This window comes from Bacillus sp. FSL L8-0167 (assembly GCF_038630295.1).
GTDB lineage: Bacteria > Bacillota > Bacilli > Bacillales > Bacillaceae > Bacillus > Bacillus safensis.
This window is the reverse complement of sequence record NZ_CP152027.1, coordinates 86,652-110,613: the sequence shown is the minus strand read 5'-3', so window position 1 is coordinate 110,613 and position 23,962 is coordinate 86,652. Positions and strand designations below refer to the sequence as shown.

Genomic DNA, 23,962 nt, shown 5'->3' with positions numbered 1-23,962 from the left:
TTCTATGATCCCCCTAGTGAAATTCGAAGTGCCTCCGCTACATTTTCTACACCAACTAACTCAATCCCTCTCGGCTTTTTCCATCCGTCTATATTCGCCTGAGGAATAAACATTCGCTTAAATCCTAGTTTTGCAGCTTCCTGCACTCGCTGTTCAATTCTTGATACTCTTCTGACTTCTCCCGTCAGACCGACCTCTCCTATAAAGCAATCCGCTTGATGCGGCGCTGCATCTTTAAAGCTTGATGCAATACTGACGGCAATAGCTAAGTCAATCGCCGGTTCGTCAAGCTTCACACCGCCTGCGACCTTTAAATACGCATCTTGGTTTTGCAGCAGCAGCCCCACGCGTTTTTCTAAAACTGCCATGAGCAGCGATACTCGATTATGATCAAGGCCAGTGGCCATTCTTCGCGGATTCCCAAAGCTTGTCGGGGAAATTAATGCCTGTATCTCGACAAGTACAGGTCTTGTTCCTTCCATTGAGGCAACAACACACGAACCAGATACACCTGCCGACCGCTCTTCTAGAAAGATTTCTGATGGGTTTAATACTTCCGTGAGCCCTTCCTCTCTCATTTCAAAAATTCCCAATTCATTCGTTGAACCAAATCGGTTTTTGACCGCCCGTAAGATACGAAACGTATGATGACGCTCGCCTTCAAAATAAAGAACTGTGTCCACCATATGCTCTAAAAGGCGTGGACCTGCGATCGAGCCTTCTTTGGTCACGTGACCAACGATAAAAATAGGAATACCATTTGTCTTGGCAATCTTCATCAGCTGCGCTGTACATTCTCTAACTTGAGATACAGAGCCGGGAGCTGACGTGATATCGCTTTGGTAAACGGTTTGAATCGAATCCACCACAACAAAAGCAGGTTTCATCTCCTGTATAGCAGACGTTATATACTCCATATCGGTTTCAGCCAAAACATGTAAAGAGGCGCTTTCAATGCCAAGGCGGTCCGCTCTTAGCTTCGTTTGTTTAATGGACTCCTCACCAGATATGTATAACACATTCTGATTTTTGTCTGAGAGCTGTGCTGATACTTGTAATAATAATGTGGACTTCCCAATCCCAGGATCTCCGCCGATGAGAACAAGAGAACCTTTGACAATTCCACTTCCTAATACTCGGTTAAATTCTTCTAAATTTGTTTTAATTCGGGGTTCTTCGGATGTTTCAATTGCAGATATAGGTGAAGGTTTTTGAATGGTTTGAACAGAATGATTAAAAGCACTTCGACGGTTTGCCGGCTCTTTGCGAACGACCTCTTCTGTCATACTGTTCCACGTGCCGCAGCCTGGACATTTCCCCATCCATTTGGCTGACTCATAACCGCACGATTGGCATATAAATTTTGATTTTGTCTTAGCCATAGATTGAAGAATACAACTCCTTATACTGGTCAGAAAATAAGTAAAGGGAGGCATACACCTTACTGGTATGCCTCACACTTTTTTCTTACTATATTAGTTCGTAGCAGCCGTCGCTTTTACGACAATCTCTCCATCTTCCACATCTAATACGATATGTTGACCTTTTTCAATATTCCCCTTCAGAAGCTCTTCAGAAAGTCGATCTTCTACATGCTTTTGAATCGCTCTTCTTAACGGACGCGCACCGTACTCAAGATCTACTCCTTCGTCGGCAATCTTCGCTTTTGCTGCTTCCGTCAATTCAATTGATAGGTCTTGTTCTTTTAATCGTTTTGTCAATTGATCAGACATGAGAGACACGATCTCTTTGAGATGTTTCTTCTCAAGCGAGTGGAAGACAATGATTTCATCAATCCGGTTGATAAACTCAGGTCTAAACGCACGTTTCAACTCGCCCATCACTTTGCCTTTCATATCCTTGTAATTTTGACTTTCATCCTGCACGTTAAAGCCAACATATTTATTGCGCTTCAGCTCACTAGCTCCAACGTTTGATGTCATAATCAAAATCGTATTTCTAAAGTCAACGGTACGCCCTTTAGAATCAGTCAGACGACCATCTTCTAACACTTGCAGTAAGATATTAAATACATCTGGATGCGCCTTTTCAATCTCGTCTAAAAGAACGACAGAATAAGGTTTTCTTCTCACTTTTTCAGTCAGCTGTCCACCTTCATCATAGCCCACATAGCCTGGAGGTGACCCAACAAGTCTGGATGTAGAGTGCTTCTCCATGTATTCAGACATATCAATACGGATCATTGCTTCTTCATCACCGAAAATAGACTCAGCAAGTGCTCTTGCAAGCTCCGTTTTACCAACCCCTGTTGGACCTAAGAAGATAAAGGAGCCGATTGGGCGCTTCGGATCTTTCAGCCCAGCACGCGCACGTCTCACCGCTTTTGCTACAGCGACAACCGCTTCATCCTGTCCGATCACGCGAGAGTGGAGCAATTGTTCCATATTCAGAAGCTTATCTGTCTCCGTTTGAGCAATTTTCGAAACAGGCACTCCCGTCCAGCTGGAAACGACCATTGCGATATCATCTACAGATACCTCTGAATTCTCTTGTCCCTGCTTTTCTTTCCATGATTTCTTTGTAACTTCTACTTTTTCACGCAAACGCTGTTCTGTATCGCGAAGAGAAGCTGCTTTTTCAAATTCTTGACTTTGAACTGCCGCATCCTTTTCCTTGCGTACTTCATCCAGCTTTTGCTCTAATTCTTTTAGGTTAGGCGGTGTTGTGAACGAACGTAAACGGACTTTCGAACCTGCCTCATCAATTAAATCAATCGCCTTATCTGGAAGGAATCGGTCAGAAATATAACGGTCAGACAGCTTCACCGCCGCCTCAATCGCTTCATCTGTAATAGACACACGGTGATGTGCTTCATACCGGTCTCTAAGCCCTCTTAAGATTTGAATACTTTCATCAACAGACGGCTGATCTACTTGAATTGGCTGGAAACGTCGTTCAAGCGCAGCATCCTTTTCAATATATTTACGGTACTCATCTAACGTTGTCGCCCCAATACATTGAAGCTCTCCACGTGCTAGGGATGGCTTCAAGATATTAGACGCATCAATCGCGCCCTCTGCTCCACCAGCACCAATAAGTGTATGAAGCTCGTCGATAAAGAGAATGATATTTCCTGCCTGGCGAATTTCGTCCATCACTTTTTTCAAACGATCCTCGAATTCACCACGATATTTCGTACCAGCTACAACAGTTCCCATATCCAGAGTCATTACTCGTTTATCACGCAGGATTTCAGGCACTTCATTATGAATAATTTGCTGTGCAAGACCTTCTGCGATGGCTGTTTTACCAACACCAGGCTCACCAATCAGCACAGGGTTATTTTTTGTTCTTCTACTTAGGACCTCAATGACACGTTGAATTTCTTTGCTTCGGCCAATGACAGGGTCCAAGCTGTCCTCTTTTGCGATAGCTGTTAAATCTCTTGCCAGGCTATCTAGTGTTGGTGTATTCGCATTGCTATTAGAACCTGCTGCAGATGCACCTGTTTCATTGCTTCCAAGCAGCTGCAGGACTTGCTGGCGTGCTTTATTTAAGCTCACTCCGAGGTTATTTAAGACACGGGCAGCGACACCCTCTCCCTCACGAATAAGACCTAATAGAATATGTTCTGTCCCTACATAGGAATGACCTAGCTTTCTTGCTTCATCCATTGAAAGCTCAGTGACCTTCTTCGCTCTAGGCGTATAATGAGGAATAGCTTGAGACACCTCTTGCCCTCTTCCAATCAAGCTTTCGACTTCTTTTTGGATTTTATCTGAAACAAGGCCCAGTGCTTCTAACGCTTTGGCAGCGATGCCCTCACCTTCACGTACAAGGCCAAGTAAAATGTGCTCAGTACCAATATTCTTATGGCCTAGGCGAATGGCTTCTTCTTGTGCAAGTGCTAATACCTTTTGAGCTCTTTCAGTGAATCTTCCAAACATCATATCGTTTCATCCTCCTGTCCATTCCTATGCATTTCTAAGCGCAGCCTTTCTCTAATAATCGCTGCTCGTTTTATATCTCGTTCATTTGGCTCTAAGGCTCCTCCTGAATATTGTTGAAGGAAGCCGGGCTGAGTCAAAATCATGAGTTCATTCAGTATATTACTTGAAAGCCCCTTAATGATACCTAAATCAATTCCAAGCCGCACATCTGACAAACACTTCGCTGTTTCCTTTGATTCAATCATACGACAATTGGCCAAAATTCCTAAGGAACGGTACACTCTGTCCTCAAGTTCAATTTTAGATGTTTGATATAACGCTTTTCGTGCAGATCGCTCTTGTTCAATGAGCTGAGCGGTCACACTATTCAAGTCATCTACAATGTCTTCTTCTGATTGACCAAGTGTCATTTGATTTGAAATTTGAAAGATGTTCCCTATTGCTTCGCTGCCCTCACCATAAATTCCTCTGACCACAAGACCTAATTGATTAATGGCCGGAATAATCCGATTCATTTGTCTTGTGAGCGCTAATGCTGGTAAATGCATCATGACCGAAGCCCTAATACCTGTACCTACATTGGTCGGACAGCTTGTTAAGTATCCTCGCTTTTCAGAAAACGCGTAATCCACTTGCTCTTCAATCCAGTCATCTACCTGATTAGCCGCTTTTAGTGCATTGGCTAGCTGAAAACCTGGGAATAAGCACTGGATTCGAATATGGTCTTCTTCATTCAGCATCACACTGATTTCTTCATTTTCAGAAAGCAAACAGCCGCCAAATCTTGATTCAGCTAAATTGGGGCTGATCAAATGCTTTTCAACAAGTACCCTCTTTGCTAAAGGCTGCGTTTCATTCATTCGAATCAGAACAAAGTTTCCAATGTCCTTCACTTCCTGGCTAGCAAACTTTTGCTCGAATTGCTGGAGAACAGCTTCAGCTTCAGCTTGAGAAAACTGAGTTGGGAAACGAACATGCTCTAGATTGCGAGCTAGCCGGATACGACTGCTTAGAACAATGTCACTTTCTGGTCCTTTTTGTTTCATCCACTGACTAAGAGCGTCTTGAATAAAATGCTGGAGCGACATGACGTTAATCTCCCTCCCTCTGCTGAGATTGCTCATGCTCTAATGCACGAATTTGATCTCGAACTTCCGCTGCCTTTTCGAACTCTTCCTGTTCAATCAGCTGCTTCAGCTCTTGCTGCATTAACTCAAGTTTCCGGCGAACATGCAGGCTGCCGGCAATTCGTTTTGGTACTTTTCCATTATGGACTGTATTCCCACTATGGACTTTCCGTAAAACAGGGTTCAGATACTGATCAAATGTACGATAGCATTCTGCACAGCCAAATCGGCCTGTTTTTCTGAACTGCTGAAAGGTTAAGCCACACTTAGGACATTGATCCACTTCTTTCGCTTCTTGAAAAATAGACGAGCCCTTGTTCGCACTTGTGGTGAAGCTAGGATCAATATTCAATAAGCCTGATAATAGGTTGTGAATCGAGAAACCTTGGTTTCCACTCATAGCATATGAATCACTGTTTTCTTTTGCACATTGTTCACATATGTGCATTTCTTGTTTTTCTCCATTTATAACTTTCGTAAAGTGAAAAGTGGCTGGTCTCTCATTACATTCTTGACAAATCAATCTTTTCACCCGCTTTACTTTAATTTCAAAGCATTTAACATCGCTTTCATCATCCGAGCACGCAGTTCATCACGTTCAGGTAAATCAATATGCAATACAGAACGGTCCATGACACTAATCATCATCTTAGCTTCTCTTTCAGATAAAATGTTATTTTCAACAAGACGCATGATGATATGATCAGATGCAGCCTGTGATAAACGATGATATATTTGGGAAATAATATTGTTCAATAAGTCGACTTCATCATTCATTTTGACTTTAATGATGCGGATATAGCCACCGCCGCCACGCTTACTTTCAACGATATAGCCTCTCTCGCTCGTAAAGCGTGTATTGATAACATAGTTTATTTGTGAAGGTACGCATTGAAACTTATCTGCAATTTCATTGCGTTTAATTTCTAATATTTCTCGACCGTTCTGATCCAAGACTTCCTTCAAATACTGTTCGATGATATCAGAAATATTTTGTGCCACTCCGCCTCCTCCTCCATTGACTTTGACTATATTTGACTTTAATCTTACTATAAATTTTTTCGATCGATTTTTCAAGATAATCGCTCTACTAACAATATTATTTCCACATTTATATGGTGTCAAACCTCCCAAAAACACAAAAAAGACCAGTTCCGACTGGAACTGATCCTAATAGAAGCTTGGCGGCGTCCTACTCTCACAGGGGGAAACCCCCAACTACCATCGGCGCTGAAGAGCTTAACTTCCGTGTTCGGTATGGGAACGGGTGTGACCTCTTCGCTATCGCCACCAAACCTGATGGAGAGAATGTTCTCTCAAAACTAGATAACAATGTTCATGCTTCACATTAGAATATAGGTTAAGTCCTCGATCTATTAGTATCTGTCAGCTCCACGTGTCACCACGCTTCCACCTCAGACCTATCAACCTGATCATCTTTCAGGGATCTTACTTCCTTGCGGAATGGGAAATCTCATCTTGAGGGGGGCTTCATGCTTAGATGCTTTCAGCACTTATCCCGTCCGCACATAGCTACCCAGCGATGCCCTTGGCAGAACAACTGGTACACCAGCGGTGCGTCCATCCCGGTCCTCTCGTACTAAGGACAGCTCCTCTCAAATTTCCTGCGCCCGCGACGGATAGGGACCGAACTGTCTCACGACGTTCTGAACCCAGCTCGCGTACCGCTTTAATGGGCGAACAGCCCAACCCTTGGGACCGACTACAGCCCCAGGATGCGATGAGCCGACATCGAGGTGCCAAACCTCCCCGTCGATGTGGACTCTTGGGGGAGATAAGCCTGTTATCCCCGGGGTAGCTTTTATCCGTTGAGCGATGGCCCTTCCATGCGGAACCACCGGATCACTAAGCCCGACTTTCGTCCCTGCTCGACTTGTAGGTCTCGCAGTCAAGCTCCCTTGTGCCTTTACACTCTGCGAATGATTTCCAACCATTCTGAGGGAACCTTTGGGCGCCTCCGTTACATTTTAGGAGGCGACCGCCCCAGTCAAACTGCCCACCTGACACTGTCTCCCTGCCCGATAAGGGCAGCGGGTTAGAAGGTCAATACAGCCAGGGTAGTATCCCACCGATGCCTCCACCGAAGCTAGCGCTCCGGTTTCCAAGGCTCCTACCTATCCTGTACAAGCTGTACCAACATTCAATATCAGGCTGCAGTAAAGCTCCACGGGGTCTTTCCGTCCTGTCGCGGGTAACCTGCATCTTCACAGGTACTATAATTTCACCGAGTCTCTCGTTGAGACAGTGCCCAGATCGTTGCGCCTTTCGTGCGGGTCGGAACTTACCCGACAAGGAATTTCGCTACCTTAGGACCGTTATAGTTACGGCCGCCGTTTACTGGGGCTTCAATTCGCACCTTCGCTTACGCTAAGCGCTCCTCTTAACCTTCCAGCACCGGGCAGGCGTCAGCCCCTATACTTCGCCTTACGGCTTCGCAGAGACCTGTGTTTTTGCTAAACAGTCGCCTGGGCCTATTCACTGCGGCTTCTCGGGGCTTTAACACCCTAAGAAGCACCCCTTCTCCCGAAGTTACGGGGTCATTTTGCCGAGTTCCTTAACGAGAGTTCTCTCGATCACCTTAGGATTCTCTCCTCGCCTACCTGTGTCGGTTTGCGGTACGGGCACCTCTCACCTCGCTAGAGGCTTTTCTTGGCAGTGTGGAATCAGGAACTTCGCTACTAAATTTCGCTCGCCATCACAGCTCAGCCTTTACGGGAAACGGATTTGCCTATTTCCCAGCCTAACTGCTTGGACGCGGATATCCAATACCGCGCTTACCCTATCCTCCTGCGTCCCCCCATTGCTCAAATGGTGAGGAGGTGGTACAGGAATATCAACCTGTTGTCCATCGCCTACGCCTTTCGGCCTCGGCTTAGGTCCCGACTAACCCTGAGCGGACGAGCCTTCCTCAGGAAACCTTAGGCATTCGGTGGACGGGATTCTCACCCGTCTTTCGCTACTCATACCGGCATTCTCACTTCTAAGCGCTCCACCAGTCCTTCCGGTCTGGCTTCACAGCCCTTAGAACGCTCTCCTACCACTGTTCGTAAGAACAGTCCGCAGCTTCGGTGATACGTTTAGCCCCGGTACATTTTCGGCGCAGAGTCACTCGACCAGTGAGCTATTACGCACTCTTTAAATGGTGGCTGCTTCTAAGCCAACATCCTGGTTGTCTAAGCAACTCCACATCCTTTTCCACTTAACGTATACTTTGGGACCTTAGCTGGCGGTCTGGGCTGTTTCCCTTTCGACTACGGATCTTATCACTCGCAGTCTGACTCCCAAGGATAAGTCATCGGCATTCGGAGTTTGACTGAATTCGGTAACCCGGTAGGGGCCCCTAGTCCAATCAGTGCTCTACCTCCGAGACTCTTACCTTGAGGCTAGCCCTAAAGCTATTTCGGAGAGAACCAGCTATCTCCAGGTTCGATTGGCATTTCACCCCTACCCACACCTCATCCCCGCACTTTTCAACGTGCGTGGGTTCGGGCCTCCATTCAGTGTTACCTGAACTTCACCCTGGACATGGGTAGATCACCTGGTTTCGGGTCTACGACCACGTACTCATGCGCCCTATTCAGACTCGCTTTCGCTGCGGCTCCGCATCTTCTGCTTAACCTTGCACGGGATCGTAACTCGCCGGTTCATTCTACAAAAGGCACGCCATCACCCGTTAACGGGCTCTGACTACTTGTAGGCACACGGTTTCAGGATCTATTTCACTCCCCTTCCGGGGTGCTTTTCACCTTTCCCTCACGGTACTGGTTCACTATCGGTCACTAGGGAGTATTTAGCCTTGGGAGATGGTCCTCCCGGATTCCGACGGAATTTCACGTGTTCCGCCGTACTCAGGATCCACTCTGGAGAGAACGACATTTCAGTTACAGGGCTGTTACCTTCTTTGGCGGGCCTTTCCAGACCTCTTCGCTTATATCATTCCTTTGTAACTCCGTATAGAGTGTCCTACAACCCCAAGAGGCAAGCCTCTTGGTTTGGGCTGTTCCCGTTTCGCTCGCCGCTACTCAGGGAATCGCATTTGCTTTCTCTTCCTCCGGGTACTTAGATGTTTCAGTTCCCCGGGTATGCCTTCTCATACTCTATGTATTCAAGTATGGATACTACTCCATTACGAGCAGTGGGTTTCCCCATTCGGAAATCTCCGGATCAAAGCTTGCTTACAGCTCCCCGAAGCATATCGGTGTTCGTCCCGTCCTTCATCGGCTCCTAGTGCCAAGGCATCCACCGTGCGCCCTTTCTAACTTAACCATTTCTTACTTTAGAAAGAATCACTATGTGTGATGAACTTTGCATTGCATTCAATGTGAATGTATTACTTATTGTTATCTAGTTTTCAAAGAACAATCCTGTCTCGCTAGAGACATGTTTTGAAGGAATGATCCTTCAAAACTAAACAAGACGAAAACGTACGCTGCTCCATATATCCTTAGAAAGGAGGTGATCCAGCCGCACCTTCCGATACGGCTACCTTGTTACGACTTCACCCCAATCATCTGCCCCACCTTCGGCGGCTGGCTCCATAAAGGTTACCTCACCGACTTCGGGTGTTGCAAACTCTCGTGGTGTGACGGGCGGTGTGTACAAGGCCCGGGAACGTATTCACCGCGGCATGCTGATCCGCGATTACTAGCGATTCCAGCTTCACGCAGTCGAGTTGCAGACTGCGATCCGAACTGAGAACAGATTTATGGGATTGGCTAAACCTTGCGGTCTTGCAGCCCTTTGTTCTGTCCATTGTAGCACGTGTGTAGCCCAGGTCATAAGGGGCATGATGATTTGACGTCATCCCCACCTTCCTCCGGTTTGTCACCGGCAGTCACCTTAGAGTGCCCAACTGAATGCTGGCAACTAAGATCAAGGGTTGCGCTCGTTGCGGGACTTAACCCAACATCTCACGACACGAGCTGACGACAACCATGCACCACCTGTCACTCTGTCCCCGAAGGGAAAGCCCTATCTCTAGGGTTGTCAGAGGATGTCAAGACCTGGTAAGGTTCTTCGCGTTGCTTCGAATTAAACCACATGCTCCACCGCTTGTGCGGGCCCCCGTCAATTCCTTTGAGTTTCAGTCTTGCGACCGTACTCCCCAGGCGGAGTGCTTAATGCGTTAGCTGCAGCACTAAGGGGCGGAAACCCCCTAACACTTAGCACTCATCGTTTACGGCGTGGACTACCAGGGTATCTAATCCTGTTCGCTCCCCACGCTTTCGCTCCTCAGCGTCAGTTACAGACCAGAGAGTCGCCTTCGCCACTGGTGTTCCTCCACATCTCTACGCATTTCACCGCTACACGTGGAATTCCACTCTCCTCTTCTGCACTCAAGTTTCCCAGTTTCCAATGACCCTCCCCGGTTGAGCCGGGGGCTTTCACATCAGACTTAAGAAACCGCCTGCGAGCCCTTTACGCCCAATAATTCCGGACAACGCTTGCCACCTACGTATTACCGCGGCTGCTGGCACGTAGTTAGCCGTGGCTTTCTGGTTAGGTACCGTCAAGGTGCGAGCAGTTACTCTCGCACTTGTTCTTCCCTAACAACAGAGCTTTACGATCCGAAAACCTTCATCACTCACGCGGCGTTGCTCCGTCAGACTTTCGTCCATTGCGGAAGATTCCCTACTGCTGCCTCCCGTAGGAGTCTGGGCCGTGTCTCAGTCCCAGTGTGGCCGATCACCCTCTCAGGTCGGCTACGCATCGTCGCCTTGGTGAGCCATTACCCCACCAACTAGCTAATGCGCCGCGGGTCCATCTGTAAGTGACAGCCGAAACCGTCTTTCATCCTTGAACCATGCGGTTCAAGGAACTATCCGGTATTAGCTCCGGTTTCCCGGAGTTATCCCAGTCTTACAGGCAGGTTACCCACGTGTTACTCACCCGTCCGCCGCTAACATCCGGGAGCAAGCTCCCTTCTGTCCGCTCGACTTGCATGTATTAGGCACGCCGCCAGCGTTCGTCCTGAGCCAGGATCAAACTCTCCGAAAAAGTACAAAACCGAAGTTTTGCTTTTCGCCAGTTTGACTGACTACCTATGAAGTTTCATAGGATTTTTTTATAAAAACTCGAATTAACAGGTACGTTTTGTCTTGTTTAGTTTTCAAAGATCATATTGGTGGAGCCTAGCGGGATCGAACCGCTGACCTCCTGCGTGCAAGGCAGGCGCTCTCCCAGCTGAGCTAAGGCCCCATAAAAGATGGTCGGGAAGACAGGATTCGAACCTGCGACCCCTTGGTCCCAAACCAAGTGCTCTACCAAGCTGAGCTACTTCCCGATCTTAATGGCGCGCCCGAGAGGAGTCGAACCCCTAACCTTTTGATCCGTAGTCAAACGCTCTATCCAATTGAGCTACGGGCGCTTATTTATAATGCCGAGGGCCGGACTTGAACCGGCACGGTAGTCACCTACCGCAGGATTTTAAGTCCTGTGTGTCTGCCAATTCCACCACCCCGGCGTGGATGGTATAAGCGGAAGACGGGATTCGAACCCGCGACCCCCACCTTGGCAAGGTGGTGTTCTACCACTGAACTACTTCCGCATTACAGGATTTCTTTATTTTATTTGGCAATGCGGGTGAAGGGACTTGAACCCCCACGTCATAAAGACACTAGATCCTAAGTCTAGCGCGTCTGCCAATTCCGCCACACCCGCATGAAACATGGTGAGCCATGAAGGACTCGAACCTTCGACCCTCTGATTAAAAGTCAGATGCTCTACCAACTGAGCTAATGGCTCGCTTTAAAAGCGACTTGTCTATCTTACCATATGAAAGTGGTGCCGGCAAGAGGACTTGAACCCCCAACCTACTGATTACAAGTCAGTTGCTCTACCAGTTGAGCTACACCGGCTTTATCTATCCTAACATTATGTAAGAATAAATATGGTGGAGGATGACGGGCTCGAACCGCCGACCCTCTGCTTGTAAGGCAGATGCTCTCCCAGCTGAGCTAATCCTCCATATTGTGTCGTTTCGAAGTGTCTCTCGATCTGACAAATAGTATTATATAACGATAAGATATTGTTTGTAAAGACTTTTTTAAAATAATTTTTGAATTTATTTTAAAGCTGTTTTTTCACCTTTTCGTTAAGGCACCTAAAGAAGTTTACCACTTGTCTCATCATTTTAAAAGCCTTTTTTTCATTTTTTTATGTTTTTTTGTTAAAAAGAGCGCTTATATGGCTCTATCATTGCAAAAACAGCAATTTCGAAGCTTTCATATCCTTGTTTTATTTCATATATCTCTGGATAAAAAACATCCAAAAAAGAAATTCTATTATTATTTTATTTTTCTGAGAAATCTTTTTTGCCTAAAAAAGTGTAAAAATAATTACTGGTCTTTACTATTTTTCAACAAATCGTTTCACATTAATTTTTCTGCTGCTTCAAACACTCAACAGTCTTATCATCGATATAAAGTTTTACCAGGAGAATTAATATTAGTATTGTTTCTTTCTCCTTTTAAGTTAAAAATTTAGCAATAGCTGACTATCCCCTTTGGGGTGAGGGTGCCTTTCTATCTCGTGACCCTATACATCACCTCTTTACATCTATTTAGTCCAAGGAGAGGTTTTCTTATGCTTTTAGTGTTGACTCTTGATAATTTGAACTGCTGGTTCATATGATGACTGAAATGTTAAATTGAAGGAAAGTAAAGTTTGATTTATTTAGCAATCAACGAGGAAACAACGTATTTTTACTTTACGAACCTATTATATAGAAGCAAGTCATTCAAAAACACAAAAAAGACCAGTTCCGACTGGAACTGATCCTAATAGAAGCTTGGCGGCGTCCTACTCTCACAGGGGGAAACCCCCAACTACCATCGGCGCTGAAGAGCTTAACTTCCGTGTTCGGTATGGGAACGGGTGTGACCTCTTCGCTATCGCCACCAAACCTGATGGAGAGAATGTTCTCTCAAAACTAGATAACAATGTTCATGCTTCACATTAGAATATAGGTTAAGTCCTCGATCTATTAGTATCTGTCAGCTCCACGTGTCACCACGCTTCCACCTCAGACCTATCAACCTGATCATCTTTCAGGGATCTTACTTCCTTGCGGAATGGGAAATCTCATCTTGAGGGGGGCTTCATGCTTAGATGCTTTCAGCACTTATCCCGTCCGCACATAGCTACCCAGCGATGCCCTTGGCAGAACAACTGGTACACCAGCGGTGCGTCCATCCCGGTCCTCTCGTACTAAGGACAGCTCCTCTCAAATTTCCTGCGCCCGCGACGGATAGGGACCGAACTGTCTCACGACGTTCTGAACCCAGCTCGCGTACCGCTTTAATGGGCGAACAGCCCAACCCTTGGGACCGACTACAGCCCCAGGATGCGATGAGCCGACATCGAGGTGCCAAACCTCCCCGTCGATGTGGACTCTTGGGGGAGATAAGCCTGTTATCCCCGGGGTAGCTTTTATCCGTTGAGCGATGGCCCTTCCATGCGGAACCACCGGATCACTAAGCCCGACTTTCGTCCCTGCTCGACTTGTAGGTCTCGCAGTCAAGCTCCCTTGTGCCTTTACACTCTGCGAATGATTTCCAACCATTCTGAGGGAACCTTTGGGCGCCTCCGTTACATTTTAGGAGGCGACCGCCCCAGTCAAACTGCCCACCTGACACTGTCTCCCTGCCCGATAAGGGCAGCGGGTTAGAAGGTCAATACAGCCAGGGTAGTATCCCACCGATGCCTCCACCGAAGCTAGCGCTCCGGTTTCCAAGGCTCCTACCTATCCTGTACAAGCTGTACCAACATTCAATATCAGGCTGCAGTAAAGCTCCACGGGGTCTTTCCGTCCTGTCGCGGGTAACCTGCATCTTCACAGGTACTATAATTTCACCGAGTCTCTCGTTGAGACAGTGCCCAGATCGTTGCGCCTTTCGTGCGGGTCGGAACTTACCCGACAAGGAATTTCGCTACCTTAGGACCGTTATAGTTACGGCCGCCGTTTACTGGGGCTTCAATTCGCACCTTCGCTTACGCTAAGCGCTCCTCTTAACCTTCCAGCACCGGGCAGGCGTCAGCCCCTATACTTCGCCTTACGGCTTCGCAGAGACCTGTGTTTTTGCTAAACAGTCGCCTGGGCCTATTCACTGCGGCTTCTCGGGGCTTTAACACCCTAAGAAGCACCCCTTCTCCCGAAGTTACGGGGTCATTTTGCCGAGTTCCTTAACGAGAGTTCTCTCGATCACCTTAGGATTCTCTCCTCGCCTACCTGTGTCGGTTTGCGGTACGGGCACCTCTCACCTCGCTAGAGGCTTTTCTTGGCAGTGTGGAATCAGGAACTTCGCTACTAAATTTCGCTCGCCATCACAGCTCAGCCTTTACGGGAAACGGATTTGCCTATTTCCCAGCCTAACTGCTTGGACGCGGATATCCAATACCGCGCTTACCCTATCCTCCTGCGTCCCCCCATTGCTCAAATGGTGAGGAGGTGGTACAGGAATATCAACCTGTTGTCCATCGCCTACGCCTTTCGGCCTCGGCTTAGGTCCCGACTAACCCTGAGCGGACGAGCCTTCCTCAGGAAACCTTAGGCATTCGGTGGACGGGATTCTCACCCGTCTTTCGCTACTCATACCGGCATTCTCACTTCTAAGCGCTCCACCAGTCCTTCCGGTCTGGCTTCACAGCCCTTAGAACGCTCTCCTACCACTGTTCGTAAGAACAGTCCGCAGCTTCGGTGATACGTTTAGCCCCGGTACATTTTCGGCGCAGAGTCACTCGACCAGTGAGCTATTACGCACTCTTTAAATGGTGGCTGCTTCTAAGCCAACATCCTGGTTGTCTAAGCAACTCCACATCCTTTTCCACTTAACGTATACTTTGGGACCTTAGCTGGCGGTCTGGGCTGTTTCCCTTTCGACTACGGATCTTATCACTCGCAGTCTGACTCCCAAGGATAAGTCATCGGCATTCGGAGTTTGACTGAATTCGGTAACCCGGTAGGGGCCCCTAGTCCAATCAGTGCTCTACCTCCGAGACTCTTACCTTGAGGCTAGCCCTAAAGCTATTTCGGAGAGAACCAGCTATCTCCAGGTTCGATTGGCATTTCACCCCTACCCACACCTCATCCCCGCACTTTTCAACGTGCGTGGGTTCGGGCCTCCATTCAGTGTTACCTGAACTTCACCCTGGACATGGGTAGATCACCTGGTTTCGGGTCTACGACCACGTACTCATGCGCCCTATTCAGACTCGCTTTCGCTGCGGCTCCGCATCTTCTGCTTAACCTTGCACGGGATCGTAACTCGCCGGTTCATTCTACAAAAGGCACGCCATCACCCGTTAACGGGCTCTGACTACTTGTAGGCACACGGTTTCAGGATCTATTTCACTCCCCTTCCGGGGTGCTTTTCACCTTTCCCTCACGGTACTGGTTCACTATCGGTCACTAGGGAGTATTTAGCCTTGGGAGATGGTCCTCCCGGATTCCGACGGAATTTCACGTGTTCCGCCGTACTCAGGATCCACTCTGGAGAGAACGACATTTCAGTTACAGGGCTGTTACCTTCTTTGGCGGGCCTTTCCAGACCTCTTCGCTTATATCATTCCTTTGTAACTCCGTATAGAGTGTCCTACAACCCCAAGAGGCAAGCCTCTTGGTTTGGGCTGTTCCCGTTTCGCTCGCCGCTACTCAGGGAATCGCATTTGCTTTCTCTTCCTCCGGGTACTTAGATGTTTCAGTTCCCCGGGTATGCCTTCTCATACTCTATGTATTCAAGTATGGATACTACTCCATTACGAGCAGTGGGTTTCCCCATTCGGAAATCTCCGGATCAAAGCTTGCTTACAGCTCCCCGAAGCATATCGGTGTTCGTCCCGTCCTTCATCGGCTCCTAGTGCCAAGGCATCCACCGTGCGCCCTTTCTAACTTAACCATTTCTTACTTTAGAAAGAATCACTATGTGTGATGAACTTTGCATTGCATTCAATGTGAATGTATTACTTATTGTTATCTAGTTTTCAAAGAACAATCCTGTCTCGCTAGAGACATGTTTTGAAGGAATGATCCTTCAAAACTAAACAAGACGAAAACGTACGCTGCTCCATATATCCTTAGAAAGGAGGTGATCCAGCCGCACCTTCCGATACGGCTACCTTGTTACGACTTCACCCCAATCATCTGCCCCACCTTCGGCGGCTGGCTCCATAAAGGTTACCTCACCGACTTCGGGTGTTGCAAACTCTCGTGGTGTGACGGGCGGTGTGTACAAGGCCCGGGAACGTATTCACCGCGGCATGCTGATCCGCGATTACTAGCGATTCCAGCTTCACGCAGTCGAGTTGCAGACTGCGATCCGAACTGAGAACAGATTTATGGGATTGGCTAAACCTTGCGGTCTTGCAGCCCTTTGTTCTGTCCATTGTAGCACGTGTGTAGCCCAGGTCATAAGGGGCATGATGATTTGACGTCATCCCCACCTTCCTCCGGTTTGTCACCGGCAGTCACCTTAGAGTGCCCAACTGAATGCTGGCAACTAAGATCAAGGGTTGCGCTCGTTGCGGGACTTAACCCAACATCTCACGACACGAGCTGACGACAACCATGCACCACCTGTCACTCTGTCCCCGAAGGGAAAGCCCTATCTCTAGGGTTGTCAGAGGATGTCAAGACCTGGTAAGGTTCTTCGCGTTGCTTCGAATTAAACCACATGCTCCACCGCTTGTGCGGGCCCCCGTCAATTCCTTTGAGTTTCAGTCTTGCGACCGTACTCCCCAGGCGGAGTGCTTAATGCGTTAGCTGCAGCACTAAGGGGCGGAAACCCCCTAACACTTAGCACTCATCGTTTACGGCGTGGACTACCAGGGTATCTAATCCTGTTCGCTCCCCACGCTTTCGCTCCTCAGCGTCAGTTACAGACCAGAGAGTCGCCTTCGCCACTGGTGTTCCTCCACATCTCTACGCATTTCACCGCTACACGTGGAATTCCACTCTCCTCTTCTGCACTCAAGTTTCCCAGTTTCCAATGACCCTCCCCGGTTGAGCCGGGGGCTTTCACATCAGACTTAAGAAACCGCCTGCGAGCCCTTTACGCCCAATAATTCCGGACAACGCTTGCCACCTACGTATTACCGCGGCTGCTGGCACGTAGTTAGCCGTGGCTTTCTGGTTAGGTACCGTCAAGGTGCGAGCAGTTACTCTCGCACTTGTTCTTCCCTAACAACAGAGCTTTACGATCCGAAAACCTTCATCACTCACGCGGCGTTGCTCCGTCAGACTTTCGTCCATTGCGGAAGATTCCCTACTGCTGCCTCCCGTAGGAGTCTGGGCCGTGTCTCAGTCCCAGTGTGGCCGATCACCCTCTCAGGTCGGCTACGCATCGTCGCCTTGGTGAGCCATTACCCCACCAACTAGCTAATGCGCCGCGGGTCCATCTGTAAGTGACAGCCGAAACCGTCTTTCATCCTTGAACCATGCGGTTCAAGGAACTATCCGGTATTAGCTCCGGTTTCCCGGAGTTATCCCAGTCTTACAGGCAGGTTACCCACGTGTTACTCACCCGTCCGCCGCTAACATCCGGGAGCAAGCTCCCTTCTGTCCGCTCGACTTGCATGTATTAGGCACGCCGCCAGCGTTCGTCCTGAGCCAGGATCAAACTCTCCGAAAAAATACAAAACCGAAGTTTTGCTTTTCGCCAGTTTGACTGACTACCTATGAAGTTTCATAGGATTTTTTTATAAAAACTCGAATTAACAGGTACGTTTTGTCTTGTTTAGTTTTCAAAGATCATTTTCGTTATCGCTCGTAAGCGACTTTAATATCTTAACATTTTGCGTCAGTTAAAGTCAAGAACTTTTTTCAATTTCTTTTTTTAACCTCGTTGCTGTTTTGCGGCAACGAATAATAATATACCATCTGGATTCTTTCCTTGCAATAGTTTTTTTAAAAAAAGTTTCATTTTATGAAAAATAAAAAGCGCCATAGATAAAATGGCGCTTTGATTGATGTATTAGCGGTTTCTCATTTGTGGGAAAAGCAGTACATCTCTGATTGATGGAGAATTTGTTAAAAGCATGATTAATCGGTCGATCCCGATTCCTAAACCACCTGTTGGAGGCATGCCGTATTCTAATGCTTCAACAAAATCGTCATCCATTAGATGTGCTTCGTCATTTCCTTCTTCACGTTCTTTTAATTGAGCTTCAAATCGTTCTCTTTGATCGATTGGATCGTTTAGCTCTGTGAATGCATTTGCGTGCTCACGGCGTACGATAAACAACTCAAAACGATCTGTGAAGCGAGGATCTTCAGGATTTTTCTTAGCTAATGGAGAAATCTCCACTGGATGTCCGTAAATGAATGTAGGCTGAACCAATGTTTCTTCTACTTTTTGCTCGAAGAACTCATTGATAATATGACCTACTGTCATATTTTTCGTGATTTCAACACCATGATCAGCAGCATGCTGTTTTGCTTCTTCTACAGACATCTCCTGCCAGAAGTCTACACCTGTTGCTTCTTTGACCGCTTCAACCATATGCAGTCTCTTCCATTCAGGTTTGAGATCAATTTCATCTTCTCCATATTGAATGGTTGTTGTTCCCAGCACCTCTTGGGCAATATGAGCAATTAAGTTTTCAGTCAGATTCATGATATCTTTGTAGTCTGCGTATGCTTCATACAGCTCAATCATAGTGAATTCTGGGTTATGACGAGTCGATACCCCTTCATTACGGAATACGCGGCCAATCTCGTATACTTTCTCTAGACCACCGACAATTAGGCGTTTTAAGTGCAGCTCGATCGCAATACGCATATAAAGCGGCATATCAAGTGCATTGTGATGAGTAATGAAAGGACGTGCTGATGCACCACCAGGAATGCTGTGCATTGTTGGTGTTTCAACTTCTAAGTATCCTTTAGAATCTAAGTATCTTCTCATGGATTGAATGATTTTGCTTCGCATAATAAACGTCTGCTTACTTTCTGGATTTACAATGAGGTCCAGGTAGCGCTGACGATAGCGTTGTTCAACATCTTTTAATCCATGATATTTATCAGGAAGCGGGCGAAGTGCTTTTGTCAGAACCTCAAAGCTAGTCGCTTTAATAGAAAGTTCTCCTACATTAGTTTTAAAAACAGTTCCTGTTACACCAATGATATCGCCTAGGTCTGAGCTTTTGAATAATTCATAAGCTTCTTCCCCTACACTATCTTTACGAACATAGATTTGAATTTGTCCTTCTAGGTCTTGAATATGCGCAAAGCCAGCTTTTCCTTTTCCGCGCTTTGTCATCATACGACCAGCGATTGTTACTTGAGCCGCTTTTCCTTCTAAGTCTTCTTTAGAAAACTCGTCATATTCAGCGATAATTTGCGCAGATTGATGAGAACGGTCATATCGTTCACCGAATGGATCGATACCCTCTTCTCTCATTTTATTCATTTTGTCACGTCTGACCTGGAATTGGTCATTTAATTCTTCGTTATTAAGCCCTTCATTACTCATTTATATCACTCCAATAATGTATTTTGCAGAGAAAAGCAGAAAAACTGCCAGTACATGCACTAGCAGTGAGCTACAAAAAGAAAGATAGTCTTATCCTACTTTTATACTTTGAAGCTCTTTTGCCTCGGCTTCGATCGTAAAGTCATCAAGAACTTGTACAAGCTCCGCTCTCGTTTCACTTTGATTGATTTGGTTTCTTACGTCAGCGTTGCCGCGGACCCCTTTTAAGTACCATGCTGCATGCTTTCTCATTTCTCTAACAGCGACATGCTCGCCTTTCAGGTCAATGAGTCTGTCTAAGTGAAGTTTGCACACTGACATTTTCTCACGCACGTTTGGCTCTTCTTTCAGTTCACCCGTTTCTAAATAATGAACCGTTCGATAAATCATCCACGGGTTTCCAAGTGCGGCTCTTCCGATCATAACAGCGTCCACACCTGTTTCATCAAGCATACGTTTTGCATCTTGAGGGGTTTTGACATCGCCATTGCCGATGACAGGAATTGATACAGATTGTTTAACCTCTTTTATAATATCCCAATTCGCTGTTCCTTCGTACATTTGCACGCGTGTCCGTCCGTGAAGCGCAACCGCTTGTCCACCAGCTCGTTCAACAGCACGGGCATTGTCGATAGCAAAGATATGGTCTTCATCCCAGCCCATTCTCATTTTCACAGTAACTGGTTTGTCTACAGCTTCTACGACAGCAGAGACCATTTCATAAATCTTGTTTGGATCAAGGAGCCATTTCGCTCCTGCATCACATTTCGTAATCTTTGGTACAGGACAGCCCATGTTAATATCAATAATATCAGCTGTGGTATTCTGGTCTACGAACTTTGCCGCTTCGACGAGTGTGTCTTTTTCCCCTCCAAATATCTGAAGGCTCAAAGGCTTTTCCCGTTCATCAATGTATAGCATACCCATTGTTCTCGCGTTGTTGATCAGGATCGCTTTGTCACTGACCATTTCAGCGCAGACTAAGCCCGCTCCAAACTCTTTCACCGTCAGTCTGAAGGCAGAGTTGCACACACCAGCCATTGGTGCGAGCACTACTTTGTTTTTAATCTCGATATCCCCGATTTTAAACATTTTTCCCCCTCCTTTCTTCTTCAAGAATTGGCGAAAGTTCTTCCACCGTTATATTTAAAGCATCTGCTATTTGACCAACCAATTGGTTTGTTGGTAATCGATTGCCTCGCTCAATTTCTCCTAAGACAGAGACAGAGATGCCTAGTCTTTTCGCGAACCCTTCCTGAGTATACCCTTTTAGCTTTCGGTATGCACGAATTCTTCTACCCCACATGTCTTTTTCCATATGCTTACACCTTCTTGGTCTGTTACGGCATTTATTTGTACTTCGCCGATTTCTGGGCAAATCTCACTCATCGGGACAAGAACGAATAAACGTTCGTACATTCTGGGATGCGGCACTACAAGTTGTTCTGTTTCAATATTTTCACGATTATAAAGTAAAATGTCAAGGTCAGCCGTTCGCGGTCCCCATCTCACTTCTCTTGTTCTGCCTAACTCCTGCTCGATTTTCTGAGTAAGAGACAGTAGTTCCTCCGGACGAAGTGAAGTGGTAATTTTCACGGCCATGTTTAAAAAGTCATCTTGGTTTTCATAGCCTACAGGTGCTGTTTCATATATCGATGAGATTAATTCCACTTGAACCTCTGGATGTTCATGCAGTTTTTTGACGGCTTCTTTTAAATAGGTTTCTTTTTTACCTATGTTTGAGCCTAATGCGATGTATGCTGTATTGTTCATGTGCGCGATCTCGTCATTTCAATTGCAACGGACTGATAATGTCCTGGAATTGGGGGATCTGGTTTGATCACCTTCACTGTACATTCCTGAACTGTCGGAAAGTCCTTTAACACTTGGTTTGCAATTCTTTCTGTCAGTGTTTCAACAAGATTGACCGGCTCGCCTTCTACAATGCTTTTGCAGATTTGGTAAAGCTCTGCATAGTTGATGGTCTCATTGAGGTCATCAGTTTGTCCGGCTTTACTTAAATCAAGTGAAGCTGTTAAGTCCACGCGGAATCGCTGCCCTAATTTATTTTCTTCTGCAAATACACCGTGGTACCCGTAAAATTCCATTCCGTTTACATATACTTTATCGATGATAAGCGCCTCCCTTATTCAGCATGGCATCCATCATTTTTGCCATTCTTGCTATTTCTTTTACATCATGTACACGGACCATCGCACTGCCCTTTTGAATCCCAAGGCAGACCGTCGCACCTGTTCCTTCAGTACGTTCTTCAGGCGGCAGGTCTAAGACAGCACCAATGAATCGTTTTCGAGATGTAGCCAGCAGCAGTGGATACCCAAGGTGACAAAAATGTTCGAGTTCATTCATGACCTTCAGGTTGTCCTCTTTATTTTTCGCAAATCCTACACCTGGATCTAATATGATCATGTCATCACGGACACCCGCTTGCTGGGCAATTTGGACACTTTCTTTCAAATCGGCGATCATATCTGAAATCAGATGTGTGTAGTTTCGTTCTGGTCGATTGTGCATTAAAATGATTGGGACATTGTGCTTCGCCGCCACATGTGCCATTTTGGGATCTGCCTTCGCTCCCCATACATCATTAATGATAGAGGCTCCAGCTTTCACCGCTTCATCTGCAACACGGGCTTTATACGTATCAATAGAAATAGGTATATCTAATTCTTTTGTGATTTTCTCAATGACAGGAATGACCCTTGAAAGCTCCTCTTGTTCTGAGACAAGTGCCGCTCCCGGGCGAGTCGATTCTCCGCCAATATCAATAATATGCGCCCCGTCTTCTATCAGCTGCGCTGCATGAGCCAGCGCTTTATCTACTTGATTAAACTTTCCTCCATCTGAAAAAGAGTCAGGCGTGACATTTAAAATGCCCATGACCAATGTCTTTTCTTCATAGCTAAGGGTGTGATGCTTGGCCTGAATGATTTTAGGCTGTTTTATCAATTGTTGTGTCATTGTGTCCACCTACTCTTTATGGTCTTGACGTTCTTTTGTGTATTGCATTCTTAACTTTGTTGAGATGGTCCGGCTGTTTTTGAGCAAGTGGATGTCTCCTATACACCCGAAAGGCACAACTCCCTGAACAGAATTGGTCATCCATGCCTCATCAGCTGAGAGCAAATGTGAGACTGGGTATCGTCCTTCCTTTAGCGAGACCCCCATCGCGTGGAGCGTTTCCATACAGTATCGACGAGTGACCCCATTTAAAATGCCTGTATCAAGTGACGGTGTATAGACCACATCATCTTTTCGCCAAAATATATTCGAGGTAATGCCTTCTGCCACATCATCTTCTTTTGTTAAAAAGATGCCTTCTAACGCCGGGTCGTTCCCCACTTCTCTTTTCCCGAGCAGGTTGTTCATATAGTGATGAGACTTGAGGCGTTTTGGCCCTTCTGGTGTATTTCTTCTTGTTTGAAGAATGACTCCCTTTTTCTCATCCAAAATAGATTCTGGACGGAATGGAGAGATCATGACAAAAACGACAGGCTCTTCATAAGGGTCTGCAGAAAACCCATTGCCTCTGCCCGCAGAAACATTCAAGCGAATTCTCGCATGGCCGCCGGCTATTTGGTTTTTATTTAGTAAAGTATGAATGATGTCGAGTACAAATGGTTTCTCTATTGTGGATTCGATGCAAAGGTCACGTAATGATTGATTGAGCCTTTCAAGATGCCAATCCAACAGGAAGACTTGTCCTGCCAGGCTGGTAAATGTTTCGAATACACCGATGCCATATAGAAAACCATGATCAAAAGGAGAAAGAGTCGCGTCTTTCTCCTCTATATACTGACCGTTCAGATAAATGATCATGCGTTTACTTCATGCCCCTTTTTACGATAGGTTTCAATGAAATTTTTCAGCATTTCTTTTCCGAAGGACGTCATAATCGATTCAGGATGGAATTGCACACTTTCAATCGGCAGTTCTTTATGACGAATCGCCATGAGCTCGCCTTCCTTTGTGCTGGCTGTTGCGTCAAAGCACTCTGGCAGCGTCTCGTTTTTGACAATTAATGAATGATATCTCGTTGCGACGAGCGGATTTTGAAGTCCTGTGAAAACACCTTTTCCATCATGTTTAATCTCTGACGTTTTACCGTGCATTAGGCGCTCTGCTCGAACGACATCCCCGCCAAAGACTTGCGCGATGGATTGGTGACCTAGACACACACCGAAGATTGGAATGCTTCCTGCAAAGTGCTTGATCGCCTCCATACTAATTCCCGCTTCATCAGGACTGCATGGTCCTGGAGAAATCATGAGAAAATCCGGCTTGAGCTCTTCAATTTCTTGAATGGTTACTTGATCATTCCGTTTCACGATCAATTCCTCTCCAAGCTCACCTAAATACTGGACCAGGTTGTACGTAAATGAATCATAATTATCAATCATTAAAATCATACTCT

General features: G+C 46.5%; 13 protein-coding genes, 9 tRNA genes and 6 rRNA genes. All 28 read right to left on the bottom strand.

The window, feature by feature from the left end:
- Positions 1-2: 2 nt before the first annotated feature.
- Positions 3-1,382, bottom strand: coding sequence for a DNA repair protein RadA (gene radA / locus MHB66_RS00590; RefSeq protein WP_025092231.1), 1,380 nt, complete (start codon positions 1,380-1,382; stop codon positions 3-5).
- 93 nt (positions 1,383-1,475) lie between these two features.
- Entirely contained in the window at positions 1,476-3,911 is a 2,436-nt protein-coding gene (clpC, locus tag MHB66_RS00585) for an ATP-dependent protease ATP-binding subunit ClpC (protein ID WP_007496263.1), read from the bottom strand.
- Positions 3,908-4,999, bottom strand: a complete 1,092-nt coding sequence (locus MHB66_RS00580; RefSeq protein WP_024425579.1) for a protein arginine kinase — start codon at positions 4,997-4,999, stop codon at positions 3,908-3,910. The genes clpC and MHB66_RS00580 overlap by 4 nt, the downstream gene beginning before the upstream one ends.
- A 4-nt stretch (positions 5,000-5,003) precedes the next feature.
- Entirely contained in the window at positions 5,004-5,561 is a 558-nt protein-coding gene (locus MHB66_RS00575; RefSeq protein ID WP_024425862.1) for a UvrB/UvrC motif-containing protein, read from the bottom strand.
- Between the two features lie 14 nt (positions 5,562-5,575).
- Positions 5,576-6,040, bottom strand: coding sequence for a CtsR family transcriptional regulator (locus MHB66_RS00570; RefSeq protein ID WP_003217184.1), 465 nt, complete (start codon positions 6,038-6,040; stop codon positions 5,576-5,578).
- A 177-nt stretch (positions 6,041-6,217) separates the two neighbouring features.
- Positions 6,218-6,333: ribosomal RNA gene (gene rrf / locus MHB66_RS00565) — 5S ribosomal RNA — on the bottom strand.
- A 61-nt stretch (positions 6,334-6,394) separates the two neighbouring features.
- Positions 6,395-9,325: ribosomal RNA gene (locus MHB66_RS00560) — 23S ribosomal RNA — on the bottom strand.
- Between the two features lie 182 nt (positions 9,326-9,507).
- Positions 9,508-11,056, bottom strand: a 16S ribosomal RNA gene (locus MHB66_RS00555).
- A 125-nt stretch (positions 11,057-11,181) separates the two neighbouring features.
- Positions 11,182-11,257: transfer RNA gene (locus tag MHB66_RS00550), tRNA-Ala, on the bottom strand.
- An 8-nt stretch (positions 11,258-11,265) separates the two neighbouring features.
- Positions 11,266-11,342: transfer RNA gene (locus tag MHB66_RS00545), tRNA-Pro, on the bottom strand.
- 7 nt (positions 11,343-11,349) lie between these two features.
- Positions 11,350-11,426 (bottom strand) — tRNA-Arg (locus MHB66_RS00540).
- 10 nt (positions 11,427-11,436) lie between these two features.
- Positions 11,437-11,522: transfer RNA gene (locus MHB66_RS00535), tRNA-Leu, on the bottom strand.
- A 12-nt stretch (positions 11,523-11,534) separates the two neighbouring features.
- Positions 11,535-11,606: transfer RNA gene (locus MHB66_RS00530), tRNA-Gly, on the bottom strand.
- Between the two features lie 30 nt (positions 11,607-11,636).
- Positions 11,637-11,719: transfer RNA gene (locus MHB66_RS00525), tRNA-Leu, on the bottom strand.
- Positions 11,720-11,727: 8 nt separating this feature from the next.
- Positions 11,728-11,803, bottom strand: a tRNA-Lys gene (locus MHB66_RS00520).
- 37 nt (positions 11,804-11,840) lie between these two features.
- A tRNA-Thr gene (locus tag MHB66_RS00515) sits at positions 11,841-11,916 on the bottom strand.
- Between the two features lie 33 nt (positions 11,917-11,949).
- Positions 11,950-12,025 (bottom strand) — tRNA-Val (locus MHB66_RS00510).
- 821 nt (positions 12,026-12,846) lie between these two features.
- A 5S ribosomal RNA gene (rrf, locus tag MHB66_RS00505) occupies positions 12,847-12,962 on the bottom strand.
- A gap of 61 nt (positions 12,963-13,023) precedes the next feature.
- Positions 13,024-15,954 (bottom strand): 23S ribosomal RNA (locus MHB66_RS00500).
- A 182-nt stretch (positions 15,955-16,136) separates the two neighbouring features.
- Positions 16,137-17,685: ribosomal RNA gene (locus tag MHB66_RS00495) — 16S ribosomal RNA — on the bottom strand.
- The 16S, 23S and 5S rRNA genes sit together here with 9 tRNA genes alongside, the layout of an rRNA operon.
- 342 nt (positions 17,686-18,027) lie before the next feature.
- Complete coding sequence (lysS, locus tag MHB66_RS00490; RefSeq protein ID WP_034284259.1) at positions 18,028-19,527, bottom strand: lysine--tRNA ligase; 1,500 nt, start codon at positions 19,525-19,527, stop codon at positions 18,028-18,030.
- A 90-nt stretch (positions 19,528-19,617) separates the two neighbouring features.
- Complete coding sequence (gene dusB, locus MHB66_RS00485; RefSeq protein ID WP_024425662.1) at positions 19,618-20,619, bottom strand: tRNA dihydrouridine synthase DusB; 1,002 nt, start codon at positions 20,617-20,619, stop codon at positions 19,618-19,620.
- Complete coding sequence (locus MHB66_RS00480) at positions 20,612-20,845, bottom strand: helix-turn-helix transcriptional regulator (protein WP_024425661.1); 234 nt, start codon at positions 20,843-20,845, stop codon at positions 20,612-20,614. The genes dusB and MHB66_RS00480 overlap by 8 nt, the downstream gene beginning before the upstream one ends.
- Positions 20,797-21,300: a 2-amino-4-hydroxy-6-hydroxymethyldihydropteridine diphosphokinase gene (gene folK, locus MHB66_RS00475; protein WP_024425660.1), complete on the bottom strand. Its 504-nt coding sequence runs from the start codon at positions 21,298-21,300 to the stop codon at positions 20,797-20,799. Before folK ends, MHB66_RS00480 begins: the two co-directional genes overlap by 49 nt.
- On the bottom strand, positions 21,297-21,659 hold the full coding sequence (folB, locus tag MHB66_RS00470) for a dihydroneopterin aldolase (protein WP_024425659.1): 363 nt from the start codon (positions 21,657-21,659) through the stop codon (positions 21,297-21,299). The genes folK and folB overlap by 4 nt, the downstream gene beginning before the upstream one ends.
- A complete protein-coding gene (gene folP, locus MHB66_RS00465; protein ID WP_046314468.1) occupies positions 21,652-22,509 on the bottom strand; it encodes a dihydropteroate synthase in 858 nt (285 codons plus the stop codon). Before folP ends, folB begins: the two co-directional genes overlap by 8 nt.
- A gap of 9 nt (positions 22,510-22,518) precedes the next feature.
- Complete coding sequence (gene pabC / locus MHB66_RS00460; RefSeq protein ID WP_046314466.1) at positions 22,519-23,367, bottom strand: aminodeoxychorismate lyase; 849 nt, start codon at positions 23,365-23,367, stop codon at positions 22,519-22,521.
- Entirely contained in the window at positions 23,364-23,957 is a 594-nt protein-coding gene (gene pabA / locus MHB66_RS00455; protein ID WP_024425656.1) for an aminodeoxychorismate/anthranilate synthase component II, read from the bottom strand. The genes pabC and pabA overlap by 4 nt, the downstream gene beginning before the upstream one ends.
- Positions 23,958-23,962: the final 5 nt, after the last annotated feature.